Source organism: Pseudomonas sp. H26/SER47-MNA-CIBAN-0231, from assembly GCF_040310465.1.
GTDB classification, from domain to species: Bacteria; Pseudomonadota; Gammaproteobacteria; order Pseudomonadales; family Pseudomonadaceae; genus Aquipseudomonas; species Aquipseudomonas atacamensis.
In genome coordinates, this window is the sequence record NZ_JBEOPW010000001.1 from 545,666 (window position 1) to 559,293 (window position 13,628).

A 13,628-nucleotide genomic window follows, 5' to 3' on the forward strand; every position below is an offset into this window, starting at 1 on the left:
CATAGATGTTGCGTCGGCTGGCGCTATGCATGATTGCACCGCTTAAACGCAAAAGATCGCAACCTTCGGCAGTTCCTACAGGGAACGCATTCCACAGTAGCTGCCGAAGGCTGCGATCTTTCGATCTGCGCTTCTGATTAAGCCCGCAACGTCCTCGTCATCCGCAACGCCAGCAGACTCCCGCCAACGATCACCGCCGCCAGCACATACAACGCCGCATCCGTCGAGCCAGTGCTGTCCTTGACCCAACCCACCAGATACGGGCTGAGGAACCCGGCCATCTGCCCCATCGAGTTGATCAACGCCAGACCGCCAGCCGCCGCGCCCGCGCTCAGCATGGCGGTCGGCACCGGCCAGAACATCGGCAGACCAGTCAGTGCGCCCATGGTCGCGATGGTCAGGCCGAGAATCGCAATCGCCGGATTGGCCGCAAAGTTCACTGCGATCACCAGCCCGATCGCGCCCATCAGCATCGGCACCACCAAGTGCCAGCGGCGCTCCTTGCGCAAGTCCGCCGAGCGGCCGACGACCAGCATGAACACCGCCGCGAGCAGGTACGGAATCGCACTCAGCCAGCCGATCACCAGGTTATTGCTGAAGCCGAGGTTCTTGATGATCGACGGCAGCCAGAAGTTGATCGCGTACACGCCGCTCTGGATGCAGAAATAGATCAGGCCGAAGGCCCAGATCGCAGGATTCTTGAACACCGCAAGCAGTGAGTCGGTGGCGGTTTTCGGTTTGTTGGCGAGGTCTTCGGCGTGGTCGGCTTCGAGCACCGAACGTTCGTGGGCGGTCAGCCATTTGGCGTTGGCAAAGCTGTCGCTCAACAGGAAATATGCCAGCGCACCAAGGATCACGGTCGGAATGCCTTGCAGCAGGAACATCCACTGCCAACCGGCCAGGCCACCTTGGCCGGCGGCGAAGTGGTTAAGGATCCAGCCGGAAAACGGGCTGCCGAGCAGCCCGGAGACGGGGATCGCCGACATGAACAGCGCCATGATCCGGCCACGGCGGAACGTCGGGAACCACTGCGAGAGGTACAGCACGACGCCCGGGAAGAAACCCGCCTCAGCCGCACCGGTGAAAAAGCGCAGGGTGTAGAACTCGGTCGGGGTGGTGACGAACAACAGGCAGGTCGACAGCGTGCCCCAGGTGATCATCATCAAGGCAATCCAGCGCCGAGGACCGAAGCGGGTCAATGCCAGGTTGCTCGGCACGCCGCACAGCACGTAACCGATGAAGAAGATGCCGGCGCCGAGGCCATATACGGTTTCGCTGAATTTCAGTGCGTCGAGCATCTGCAATTTGGCGAAGCCGACGTTGACCCGGTCGAGGTAGTTGAACAGGTAGCAGATGAAAATGAAGGGAATCAAACGCAGGGTGATGCGTTTGTAGACGGCGTTTTTACCGTCGTCGATGGTCTGGGTAGCTGCGGCGCTCTGCGACATAGCGGCTCTCTCTTTATTATGATTTTTTGCGATGCAAAGGGTAACGTTGATCGCCCTGAGAGTCTCGGCCACCTTTGGCCGGATTGTCTTTGTGCCTGAGCACAGGGTTTGCCGCCAGACCCTGTGCGGCTGAACAACCGCTTGTGCCTGAAATGAAGGATTGCCGCCGCTATGTTCGAACTCGATCACGACCTTGCCCAGGACATCGTTGACCGGGCCATGGCCATTTTGCCGTACAACGTCAATGTCATGGACAGTCAGGGCCTGATCCTCGGCAGCGGTGAACCGGAGCGCATCAACACCCGGCATGAAGGTGCGCAACTGGTGCTGGCCAACGGGCGCGTGGTGGAAATCGATGCGCAGACGGCGGTGCACCTCAAAGGCGTGCAACCGGGCATCAACCTGCCGCTGTTGCTCGATCAGCGCTTGATCGGCGTGCTTGGCATCACTGGCGAGCCGGAGCAATTGCGCACCTACGCCGAGCTGGTGCGCATGACCGCCGAAATGCTCGTCGGCCAGCGCAACCAGCAGGCCGAGCAGCAGTGGCGACGGCAGCGCTGCGATGATCTGCTGGCGTTGCTGTTGAGCGAGGCGGGGGATTCGCCGCGTCTGGTCGATGAGGCGCAACAGTTGGGACTCAAGCCGCAACTGACGCGGGTGCCGTATCTGTTTGAACTGGGGCTTGAGCACGGCCCGGGGCAAACCGTCGAGGCGTTGAGTGCATGGCTGACCTCGCGTTATCCCGACAGCTGGTGCGTGAGTTCGGCGAAGTCGTCGCTGTTGTGGTGTCGCCCGGCGAGCCAGAACGTCGAGCACGATCGCCTGCTGGAAAAACTCGATGGCCTCGGCTGGAAGATTCTGCGCATCGCCGTCGGCGGGCAGGCGGATGGCCTGGCCGGGTTGCGCCGCTGTTATCGACGGGTCGGCGACTTGCTGGCGTATGGTCGTGACGTGCTGCCGAATTCGAGACTGCTGACGCTCAATCGTTATCGCTTGCCGGTCATGCTATGGCGACATCGCAACGATGATGCGCTGGACGAACTGCTCAAGCCGCTGCGCCAGGTCATCGCCAAGGACAGCAACGGCCAACTATTGGCGACCCTGCGCAGTTGGTGCGAGCACGACGGGCAGAGCCAGGCCTGTGCCGAGGCGCTGGGCATCCATCGCAACAGCCTGCGCTATCGCATGGAACGGATTGCCGAGTTGAGCGGGGTTGATCCGTTGAAGCTGGACGGGATGCTGGCGTTGTATCTGGGGGTGCAGCTGTTGCCGCAGACTGATCCATTGACATGAGTTGTCCTTGCGGCCGCCATCGCTGGCAAGCCAGCTCCCACAGGTCAGAAGGCGTTCATAACTTCCATATCCACCGCAGAACCCTGTGGGAGCTGGCTTGCCAGCGATGAGGCCGGAACATCCAACGCAAGTCTTTTGTGGAAATGAACAATAAACGCCGACGCCACTTGTGCACCCGACCGGCGTCAAGGCGCAGGCCGACTGGCAGCATGAATGCCACTGCAACCGGAGAATTCCCATGAAGATCGTCATCGCCCCCGACTCGTTCAAGGACAGCCTGAGTGCCCAAGGCGTTGCCGAAGCCATTGCCCTCGGACTGGCGCAGGTCTGGCCGCAGGCGACGCTGATCAAATGCCCGATGGCCGATGGCGGCGAAGGCACGGTCGAGTCGATTCTTGCAGCCTGCGAAGGTGAGTTACGCCGCACCCGCGTGCGCGGTCCACTGGGCGCGCCGGTCGATGCTGCGTGGGGTTGGCTACCGCACAACCACACCGCGATCATCGAAATGGCCGAGGCCAGCGGTCTGCAACTGGTCCCGCCGGGACAGCGCGATGCCTGCATCAGCAGCACGTTTGGCACGGGTGAATTGATTCGTGCAGCGCTGGATGCCGGCGCGCAACGAGTGATCCTGGCGATCGGCGGCAGCGCGACCAATGACGGCGGTGCCGGGGCGATGCAGGCGCTGGGGGTGAAGTTGCTGGATGCGCAAAATCAGCCTCTGGTACCCGGCGGCCTGGCCTTGGCGCAACTGGCGCGATTGGACCTGAGTGGGCTCGATCGACGTCTGGCCGATGTGCGTTTCGACATCGCCGCCGACGTTAACAATCCGCTCTGCGGCCCCCATGGCGCCTCGGCCATTTTCGGCCCGCAGAAGGGCGCATCGCCTGCGCAGGTTGAGCAGCTCGATCAGGCGCTGGGGCACTTTGCCAAACTCTGCGCGCAAGCATTGGGCAAGGACGTGCGCGATGAACCGGGCAGCGGCGCGGCGGGTGGTCTGGGCTTTGCCGCCAAGGCTTTTCTCGGTGCGCAGTTTCAGGCGGGCGTCGAGGTGGTGGCGGAACTGGTCGGGCTCGCTGAGGCAGTCAAAGGTGCGGATCTGGTGATTACTGGAGAAGGCCGCTTCGATGCGCAAACCCTGCGCGGCAAAACACCGTTCGGTGTCGCGCGAGTTGCCAAACAATACGCTGTGCCGGTGATCGTGATTGCCGGGACCTTGGGCGAGGGCTATCAGGAGCTCTATCAACACGGCATCGACGCCGCGTTCGCCGTGACCAGCGGACCGATGACTCTGGAACAGGCCTGCGCCGAAGCCCCGCGCCTGCTGCGTGAACGCGTCACCGATATTGCTCGGGTCTGGCAACTCGCCTCAGCCTGAAAAATATTTACCGCCGACCCGAAACCTTCCTCAAGCCTGGCCGATACAACGGTCAGGCGCACACAAAACCACAATTCAGTGCCGCCGGACTGTCGCCCGCTATGGGCCAGTGCTCACGGCATGGACGCTCGTAGTTTCTTTCTTTCGAGAGTCCGACCATGTCCCTGCGTAACCTGAATATCGCGCCCCGTGCTTTCCTCGGTTTTGCCTTTATCGCCTTGCTGGTGATTGTCCTCGGCGTGTTTGCCGTCAGCCGCATGACGGTCATTCGTCAGGCGTCGATCGACATGGACACCAACCAGTTGCCAAGCGTGACCCACCTCAGCGTGGTCACGGAAAACGTCCTGCGTATGCGCATCCTCTCGTTCCGTGTGCTGGTCAATCGCGAACCGGCCAGCCTGCAAGAGGCAGAAACCCGCATCGCGGTGCTGGTCGACAAGGTGCGCAAAGCGCAAGCCAGCTACGCTGCGTTGCCGGCAGGTCCTGAAGAGCACGCTGTTTTCCAAACGTTTTCGACGACGCTCGATAATTACCTGCAAGCGCAGAATCAGATGATTGAGCTATCGCGCAAGGGCGATCTGGAAGCGATGCGTGCGTTGATCAACACGCGCATCAAGGAAGGCACCGATCAGATGGGCGAGCAGCTCAACAAGCTGATCGGCATGAATACCGCCGGGGCCAGAGCGGCTGCCACCAAAGCCGGTGAAAACTATGACAGCGCCATCACCGGGATCATCATCGTCGCCGTGATTGCGGCACTGGCCACCGTGTTGCTCGCCTGGTTGCTGACCCGCAGCATCGTCACGCCGCTCAACCGCGCCGTGCTCGCTGCGCAAACCATTGCCAGCGGCGACCTCAGCAAAGCCATTGAAGACGACGGCAAGGATGAACCGGCGCGCCTGCTCGAAGCCCTGGCCGCGATGCAGACCAACCTGCGCAAAACCATCGAGCAGATCGCCGGTTCCGCCACGCAACTGGGCGCCGCTGCCGAAGAACTCAGCGCCGTCACTGAAGAAGCGTCGCGCGGGCTGCAGCAGCAGAACAATGAAATCGAACAGGCCGCCACGGCCGTCAACGAGATGACCGCTGCGGTGGAAGAGGTGGCGCGCAACGCCGTGTCGACTTCCGAAGCGTCAAACCAGTCGACCTACGCCGCCCGCGAAGGTCGTGATCAGGTGGTGAAAACCGTCGACGCGATCCAGACCATGACTCACGACGTGCAGAACACCGCACAGATGATCGAAGGCCTCGCCGCGCAGGGCCGTGACATCGGCAAGGTGCTGGACGTGATTCGTGCCATCGCCGAGCAGACCAACTTGCTGGCGCTCAACGCTGCGATTGAAGCGGCGCGTGCCGGCGAGGCTGGCCGTGGCTTTGCCGTGGTGGCGGACGAAGTGCGCGCCTTGGCCCATCGCACCGCGCAGTCGACTCAGGAAATCGAAAAAATGGTCGCCGGCATTCAAAACGGCACCGGTGAAGCGGTTTCGTCGATGCAGCAAAGCAATCAGCGCACTCAGTCCACGCTGGAAATGGCCCGCGCTGCCGGTGTGGCGCTGGAGCAGATCACGCAATCGATTCACCAGATCAACGAACGCAACCTGGTTATCGCCAGCGCTTCGGAAGAGCAGGCGCAAGTCTCCCGCGAAGTCGATCGCAACCTGGTCAACATCCGCGACCTCGCCACGCAATCGGCCGCCGGCGCCAATGAGACCAGTGCCGCGACCCATGAACTGTCGCGACTGGCAGTGGATTTGAACGCCATGGTGGCGCGTTTCGTGATTTGAGATACGGTGAAGGCTGGAAACCGCGCTAACAGGAGACGTACATGCGCTATTCAGCCTTGACCCAACGAATCGCCGGGGAGGGTGCCGCTGCCTGGCAGATTCACGACCGAGCGCTGGAACTGCGCGCCGAGGGCGTAGATGTTTTGTTGTTGAGCGTCGGCGATCCGGATTTCGATACGCCGTTGCCGATTGTCCATGGCGCGATCGATAGCCTGTTGGCCGGCGATACCCATTACGCCGATGTGCGTGGGCGGTTCGAGCTGCGCAGGCTGATTGCCGAGCGTCATCGCCAGCGCAGTGGTCAACGGGTTGATCCTGATCAGGTGATTGTCCTGCCCGGCGCGCAATGCGCGGTGTATTCGGTGGCGCAGTGTCTGCTTGATCCGGGTGACGAAGTGATCGTCGCCGAGCCGATGTACGTTACCTACGAAGGAGTGTTTGGCGCTTGCGGTGCCAAGGTAATTGCGGTGCCGGTGCGCCCGGAGAACGGTTTTCGTGTCGACCCGGCCGATGTCGCTGCGCGCATTACCCCGCGAACTCGCGCCATGCTGCTCAACAGCCCGAACAATCCCAGCGGCGCCAGCCTGTCCTTGCTGATCTGGCAGGAACTGGCGGCGCTGTGCATTCGCCATGACTTGTGGCTGATAAGCGATGAGGTGTACAGCGAGCTGTTATATGAAGGCGAGCACATCAGCCCGGCGAGCCTGCCGGGCATGGCCGAGCGCACCGCGACGATCAACAGTCTGTCGAAATCCCATGCGATGACCGGTTGGCGTATCGGCTGGATGATCGGCCCGAATGCCTTGGCCGAGCATCTGGTGAATCTGTCGCTGAGCATGCTCTTCGGTCTGCCGGATTTCGTACAGAAAGCCGCGCAAGTGGCGCTGCAAAGTGATCTGCCGGAAGTCTCTCAGATGCGCGAGGAGTATCGCTTGCGCCGCGACCTGGTGTGCGAGCGGTTGCACGGCTGCCCTGGGTTGCAGCCGATTTGCCCGGATGGCGGCATGTTCGTGATGGTCGATGTGCGCCAGACCGGCCTCGGCGCTCAGGCGTTTGCCGAGCGATTGCTGGAAGGTTACGGCGTGTCGGTGCTGGCCGGCGAAGCGTTCGGGCCGAGCGCGGCGGGGCATATTCGCATCGGGCTGGTGGTGGATCGGGTCAAACTGGCGGATGCCTGCGCGCGGATTGCGCTGTGTGCGGTGCAGCTGCTGCAGGCGCGGAGTGCCTGAGGGTCTTGCATTGCCTGCCCCGGCCTTACCCTACACACTGATCGTTCCCACGCTCCGGCGTGGGAATGCAGCCGGGGACGCTCTGCGTCCCTTCGTAAGCTGGAACGCGGAGCGTCCCTTGAGGCATTCCCACGCAGAGCGTGGGAACGATCAGTTTAGAGGATTCACCAGATTCGCCGGCCGCTGCCCATTCAGCGCCGCCAGCAGATTCTCCACCGCACAGCGCGCCATCGCTTCACGGGTTTCATGAGTCGCCGAGCCCATGTGCGGCGTCGCCACCACGTTGCTCAACTGCAACAACGGCGAGTCATGATTCAACGGCTCGCGCTCGAACACATCCAGCCCCGCCGCGCGAATCCGCTTGCTGCGCAACGCCTCGATCATCGCCGCCTCATCAACCACCTTGCCCCGCGAGATATTGATGAAAATGCTTTCCGGCCGCATGAGCGCAAATTGCTCGGCGCCGATCAAGCGTTCGGTCTGCGCCGTCAGAGGCAAAGTCAGGCAAATGAAATCGGCCTGCTGGAGCAAATCTTCGAGGCTGCGATATTGCGCGTCGAAACGCTCCTCGACCGCCGGTTTGCGCGACTGGCTGTGGTAGATCACCGGCATGCCGAAACCGAAATGCCCGCGCTGGGCCAAGGCTTCGCCGATGCGGCCCATGCCGATGATGCCCAGCGTCTTGCCGTGCACATCGGTACCGAAATGCGCCGGACCAATGTTGCGACTCCACTGCCCGCCACGCACCATGTTCGCCAGTTCGACTACACGGCGGGCGGCGGCGAGGATCAGGGCGAAACCCGTGTCGGCGGTGGTTTCGGTGAGCACGTCGGGAGTGTTGGTCAGCAGAATCTTGCGCCGATTCAGATACTCGATGTCGTAGTTGTCGACACCCACCGAGACGCTGGCAATTGCCTCCAGCTGCGGCGCCAGGTCCAGCAACGCCGCATCCAGTTTGAGGCTGGCGCCGAGCAAACCGTGAGCGCGGGGCAGGGCATCGCGCAACTGCATGAGGCCATCGGCGTCGAGGCTTTCGATCAGCGTCACGTCAAACTGCTCTTGCAGGCGCGCCATCAGCGCGGGCGAAAGGTTCTTGTACAGCACGACCTGTTTTTTCATGGCAAAAGTCCTTTCAGGAATGCGCCGGCACACGCGGTGTGGCGACGGCTTTGGCGACGACGCGATCACTGGCGCCGGGCTTGAGGAAAATGGTCAACACCACCGACAGCAACAGCGCGCCGCTCATCAATAAATAGGACGCGCCGGGCGAGCCGGTGGAGCTGTTCAGGTAGCCGACCAGATACGAACCGCCGAATGAGCCGAGTGCGCCCATGCTGTTGATCAGCGCCATGGCGCCACCGGCAACGTTGGCCGGCAGGATCTCCGGGACGATAGCGAAGAACGGACCGTACGGCGCGTACATGCAGGCGCCGGCAATCACCAGCAGCGTGTACGACCACCAGAAGTGTTCGGCGCCCAAGGCATATGAGCCGTAGAACGCAATCGAGGCGATCAGCAGTGGCGGCCAGACAAAGCGTTTGCGCTTCTGCAACTTGTCCGAACCCCACGACACCGCGAGCATGCCCAGCACTGCCGCCAGATATGGCAGCGCCGAGAGCCAGCCGGCCTCGATCATGTCCATTTGCGCGCCGGCCTTGAGGATCGACGGCAGCCACAACACAAAGCCGTAAACGCCGATGCTCCAGCAGAAAAACTGCAGCGCGAGAATGATCACCTTCGGCGAACGGAAAGCCTCGGCGTAGTTCTTCACAGCCTTGATGCCGACCTGCTCTGCGGCGAGGGCGCTTTCCAGATCCTGCTTTTCCTGGTCGTTGAGCCACTTGGCCTGGACCGGACGATCATCGGCCAGACGCCACCAGATAAACGCCCACAACACTGCCGGCAGACCTTCGATGATGAACATCCAGCGCCAGCTGAAATGCTGCACCAGATAACCCGAGACCACCGACATCCACAGCATGGTCACCGGGTTGCCGAGGATCAGAAAGGTGTTGGCCCGTGAGCGTTCGGCACGGGTGAACCAATGGCAGAGATACACCAGCATCGCCGGCATCACGGCCGCTTCGACCACGCCGAGCATGAAGCGAATGACGATCAGCCAATAGGCGTTGGATACCACGCCAGTCAGCGTGGCGAGCCCGCCCCAGAGAATCAGGCTGACGAAGATCAGTTTTTTCACGCTGTGCTTTTGCGCGTAGATCGCGCCAGGTACCTGGAAGAAAAAGTACCCAAGAAAGAACAGCGCACCGAGCAGCGAGGACAGGCCCGGTGTGATCATCAGGTCTTCGGCCATGCCCGACGCGGCGGCGAAACCGTAGTTGGCGCGATCGAGATAGGCCAGGCTGTAAGTGATGAACACGATCGGCATGATGTACCACCAGCGGCGGGTGGCGAGGGTAGCGGTTTTCATCGGTGTGACTCCTGAGCTTGTTGTTTTTGTCGCAGCAGGTTCATTGATTTGCGGTGATCAGGCGGGCCTCTTCGCGAGCAGGCTTGAAATGCGTTCCCCTGTGGGAGCGAGCCTGCTCGCGAATTCAGCGGTCAACTCCAAGCGGGAAGGCAACCCCTCCATATCCCCACGGCTCTGCACCGCGCGACTGCCAATCCAGTTCGCTCGCTGCACGGCCTCGGCAAAACTCTGATGCTCGAGCAGGGCGCTGATCATCCCGACCGCAAAGCCATCTCCGGCACCCACGGTATCGACCACGTTGCTCACCGGCACGCCGGCAACGAAACCCTGATCCAGCTGCGTGCGGTAATAAGCGCCCTCAGGCCCGAGCTTGATCGCCACCGCCTCCGCACCTTGGTCCAGATAGAACGCAGCAATGTCGGCCGGGTCGTCGAAACCGCTGAGCAAGCGGCCCTCGCTTAACCCCGGCAACACCCAGTGGGCGAGGGCGGCGAGGCGGTTGATCTCGCGGATCATCTCGGCCTCGTTGGCCCACAGGCTCGGGCGCAGATTCGGGTCGAATGAAACGCTGCGTCCGGCGGCGCGCATGCGGGTCATCAGCTCGAGGGACATTTCCCGCGCCGAGGCGGAGAGCGCCGGTGGGATACCGGTGGCGTGCAAATGGCGGGCGCTGAGCAGGTTGTCGTTGATGGAGTGCGGCGACAGATGACTGGCCGCCGAACCACGGCGGAAATACTCCACCTGCGGGTCGCTGCCATCGTCGTTGCGCGATTTGAACTGGAATCCGGTCGGATGGTTTTTATCGACTTCGACGTGGCTGCAATCCAGACCTTCCTTGATCAGCGTCTCGACCACAAAGCGTCCGAGCGAATCGGTACCGACCCGGCTCAGCCACGCGACGTTGAAACCCAAGCGCGACAAGCCGATCGCGACGTTGCTGTCGGCCCCGGCAATCCGTTTGTGAAATCGCTCGACCTTCGCCAGATCGCCGGTCTGCTCGGCGACCAGCATCGCCATGGTTTCACCGAAAGAAAGAATATCGATCTCAGACATGAGCTGGCTCCAGGCGCGATTGACCGAGGCGGGCGAGGGCGGCGACGTGTTCACGGGTCAGTTGCACCAGGTCATCGCCTTGCAGCGGGTATTCGGCGGCGCGCATGACGCCTTGGTCCATGTGCCGCAGCAGTTGTTCCCAAAGATGCAGGTCGCTGATGGCCGGCGGTACGGCGACCAGTTTGCCGTCGGCGCGGCGCGCAACGGCTTTGCAATGCACATAACCGACGTGACGGCCGAGCGCGCGTGCGGCGCTGGCGGCGGACTGATCCTGCCAGTGCCAGTTACCGATGTCGAAAGTCATCTTGATCGGCAGGTTGTGCTGCTCGACGGCGGCGAAGAAACGCTGGAACGGCTCGATGCGCCCGCCGTGCAAGGTCTGGTCGTTCTCCACCAGCAGTTGCACCGGGCTTTGCTTGAGTCGCTCGGCCAGTGCCTGCAAATCAGAGTTGTCAGTGAAATAGCCAAGCGAAACTTTCAGCCATTTCGAACCGAACGCCTGGGCCTGTTGCAGCGCGGTAATCAATTCGGGATTCGGCTGCGCTTGCCCTGCGAGCCAGAGTTCGGTAGGTGAGGAATAAATGCTTTGCAAGCCCTGCGCCTGGGTAGCCTGAGCCAGTTGCGCCGGGTCTTCACGGGTCAGCAGCTCTTCACGCCACTCGATGCGATTCGCCCCGGCTGCCGCGAGGATGTCGATAAAACAATCCTGCCCACGCTGGCGCACGAGCTCGGCACCGTAGCTGGACAGACTGATGGAAACGGCGGGTTTATTCATTGTTATTGACCTCTGAAACCGGTTTCATTTTTGTTCAAAAAAATATCAGATGGTTCTGTGGTGTTTTTGCAGGCCCTTTCGCGAGCAGGCGTCAGATCAGACTCCGCCAACCTCACGGGTCGACCCACGCTCAACCAGCGCCGGCGCAAAATCCAGTACCCGCGCCATCTCATCATCTCCGCGCAAACGCTTGAGCAGACACTCAAACGCCCGCGCGCCAATCTCTTGCGTCGGCTGCGCCAGCGCGGTAATTCCGCTGCCCACCAGCGGATACCAGTCCAGATCATCCAGAGCAATCAATCCGACGTCTTTAAACAAACGCACACCCAGCATGCGCAACGCATGAGTCGCCGCCAGCGCCGCGACGCCATTGGCGCAAAACAGCGCTTTCGGGCCATCACCGGGTGTGTTTAAAAAGCTTTGAAGTCGCGCGTTCAGATCATCACCGGTTTCCAGCACCGCCCCAGTCAGGGTTGAGCGCTGAGCAATCTGCGCCTGAAAACTGCTGACCCGCTCGATCCGCGAGCTGGTGCCGTCATACGGTTCAGTCACCAGCAAAAGATCCCGATATCCGCGTTGCTCGAGATGCGCGAGCGCCATCTCTACTGCTTGCGAGTTGTTCAACCCGACCATGTCGCTGTCGAGCCCGTCGACCTTGCGATCCACCAGCACCAGCGGCATCTCGCGGCGCAGTTCGTGCAGTTCGTCCCGGTGATGGCCCAGCGTGTTCACGATCAGCCCTTCGATGTTGTACGAGCGCAGGAGCGCCAGATGCTGGCGCTCCTGCTCGTCATCGCGGTCGGTGTTGCAAACCACCAGGCTGTAGCCGTGCGCCCGGCAGGCGGTTTCCACCCCGTGCATCACGGCAATCGAATAGGGGTTACGGATATCGGCGACAAGCATGCCGATCAGGCGCGTACGCCCGCGTTTCAGGCCACGGGCCATTTGGTTGGGGCGGTAGCCGAGTTCATCAATCGCCTGCTCGATGCGCCGGGCTATGGCATCGGAGAGCAGGGCGCGGTCATCGCCGATGAAACGTGAGACGCTGGCCTTGGACACGCCGGCGCGCTCGGCGACATCGAGCATGGTCACGCGGCTGCGCTGGGCGGCGGAGAAGTCATTCAATGAGTTAGACCTTGTTTTTGAATATAGCGGTCTGACGGCACCAATACCGCTGAAACCGGTTTCAGAAGACACCATCTGACCTCAAGCCGTCAACCTCCAAATGCAGCAGAAGTCGTCACGGCAAAAATTGGTTTCCGACAAACGGTCGGATTACCTGTCAGATCTGACAGTAGGAATCTTTCCAATACCAGCGCTTAATTTCTTTCAGGCCAAGATGACCCGCCAGTGAGAAATTCCATGCCTATCGAAACGCCAATAACTTCCAGCAATCCCTTGAATCCCGGTGTGCTTCTGAGCTTGCCTAGAGTGGAAGGCGTCGATCCGCTTGACCCCGCCGGAACATTGCCGCCGGACGCAAAACAGGTGGGCATCGTTTGTATTATTGACCGCTGGCCGAACTTTCCTGTTTCAGGCGTGCGTAAAGACCGTGTTGAGATTTTCATCGTCGGTAACCCTGATTACATCGCATATGCCGAATATGGGGCCGCGGATGATGCGCCGGAGTTTCGTATTCCAGTGGCTCCCGAGAAACTTCCGGATTTGGCTACGTTTGAGCTTTTTTACACAGTACGTTCGATCAACCCTACTACGTCGCCTTCACGACGCCTGACTTTTGCAATAGTTAAGCCGCCGCAACGTTTGAAAGAGGTTATTTTTCCCGATGCGGATGATTGGGGTTATATCGGCTGTTACAAGAACCATCCCGAAGATCCGGAAGCCTTGTTTATCTGGGAAGGGGTACGTATCGAAATTCCTTTCGATGACTTGTTTCAGCTTACGGATGTCCTCAGCCTCGATTGGCAGGCATGGGATTCTTTAAACGGGTCGGGAAACCCTTTGACACAGGTGTTTAACTTTACTGAGGTTGTGACAGATGTTGTAACCAAGGAGCCGGTCAAGATAGTAATCAAGCCATTCGATTCACATATAGCACCCATGGAGGAAAACGATTCGGCCATAGTGAATTACCAGCTATTGCGCAACGGTGTACCCATCTTTCGCTCGTTTACCGGGCTGGTGAAGGTAGACAGGAAAATTCCGGGCGAAAGCAAGTATTGCTCGGATTCAAGTTGGATGAAGTGATCAGGGCGCAACAGGGTAGCGATATTAAGACA

The 13,628-nt window shown here is 60.7% G+C and carries 11 protein-coding genes; 5 read left to right on the forward strand and 6 right to left on the reverse strand.

Features of this window, described 5'->3' with window-relative positions; genetic code table 11:
• Positions 1-137: 137 nt before the first annotated feature.
• Complete coding sequence (locus AAEZ10_RS02460) at positions 138-1,448, reverse strand: MFS transporter (RefSeq protein ID WP_350567424.1); 1,311 nt, start codon at positions 1,446-1,448, stop codon at positions 138-140.
• A 171-nt stretch (positions 1,449-1,619) separates the two neighbouring features.
• On the opposite strand from AAEZ10_RS02460, the gene AAEZ10_RS02465 reads away from it, so the two are divergent.
• The 4 genes from AAEZ10_RS02465 (at position 1,620) to AAEZ10_RS02480 (ending at position 7,129) form a co-directional block, all read left to right on the forward strand.
• Positions 1,620-2,741: a sugar diacid recognition domain-containing protein gene (locus AAEZ10_RS02465; RefSeq protein ID WP_122750490.1), complete on the forward strand. Its 1,122-nt coding sequence runs from the start codon at positions 1,620-1,622 to the stop codon at positions 2,739-2,741.
• Between the two features lie 238 nt (positions 2,742-2,979).
• Positions 2,980-4,116 carry a glycerate kinase gene (locus AAEZ10_RS02470; RefSeq protein ID WP_350567427.1) on the forward strand — a complete coding sequence of 379 codons (1,137 nt, stop codon included), beginning with the start codon at positions 2,980-2,982 and terminating at the stop codon, positions 4,114-4,116.
• 158 nt (positions 4,117-4,274) lie between these two features.
• Positions 4,275-5,900, forward strand: coding sequence for a methyl-accepting chemotaxis protein (locus AAEZ10_RS02475; protein WP_350567430.1), 1,626 nt, complete (start codon positions 4,275-4,277; stop codon positions 5,898-5,900).
• A gap of 41 nt (positions 5,901-5,941) precedes the next feature.
• Positions 5,942-7,129, forward strand: coding sequence for a pyridoxal phosphate-dependent aminotransferase (locus AAEZ10_RS02480; protein ID WP_110645410.1), 1,188 nt, complete (start codon positions 5,942-5,944; stop codon positions 7,127-7,129).
• A gap of 150 nt (positions 7,130-7,279) precedes the next feature.
• On the opposite strand, the gene AAEZ10_RS02485 is transcribed toward AAEZ10_RS02480, so the two are convergent.
• The 5 genes from AAEZ10_RS02485 to AAEZ10_RS02505 all read right to left on the reverse strand — a co-directional run bounded on the left by AAEZ10_RS02485 (position 7,280) and on the right by AAEZ10_RS02505 (position 12,513).
• Positions 7,280-8,248 (reverse strand): 2-hydroxyacid dehydrogenase, encoded by a 969-nt coding sequence (locus AAEZ10_RS02485; protein ID WP_350567433.1) that lies wholly within the window; start codon positions 8,246-8,248, stop codon positions 7,280-7,282.
• Between the two features lie 13 nt (positions 8,249-8,261).
• Positions 8,262-9,560, reverse strand: a complete 1,299-nt coding sequence (locus AAEZ10_RS02490; protein WP_073476638.1) for an MFS transporter — start codon at positions 9,558-9,560, stop codon at positions 8,262-8,264.
• 57 nt (positions 9,561-9,617) lie between these two features.
• Positions 9,618-10,613 (reverse strand): sugar kinase, encoded by a 996-nt coding sequence (locus AAEZ10_RS02495; protein ID WP_350567436.1) that lies wholly within the window; start codon positions 10,611-10,613, stop codon positions 9,618-9,620.
• A complete protein-coding gene (locus AAEZ10_RS02500) occupies positions 10,606-11,388 on the reverse strand; it encodes a sugar phosphate isomerase/epimerase family protein (protein WP_217848947.1) in 783 nt (260 codons plus the stop codon). Before AAEZ10_RS02500 ends, AAEZ10_RS02495 begins: the two co-directional genes overlap by 8 nt.
• 96 nt (positions 11,389-11,484) lie before the next feature.
• On the reverse strand, positions 11,485-12,513 hold the full coding sequence (locus AAEZ10_RS02505) for a LacI family DNA-binding transcriptional regulator (RefSeq protein ID WP_110645405.1): 1,029 nt from the start codon (positions 12,511-12,513) through the stop codon (positions 11,485-11,487).
• 237 nt (positions 12,514-12,750) lie between these two features.
• Between AAEZ10_RS02505 and AAEZ10_RS02510 the strand changes: the two genes are divergently transcribed.
• Positions 12,751-13,596, forward strand: coding sequence for a hypothetical protein (locus tag AAEZ10_RS02510; RefSeq protein WP_073476628.1), 846 nt, complete (start codon positions 12,751-12,753; stop codon positions 13,594-13,596).
• Positions 13,597-13,628 lie beyond the last annotated feature (32 nt).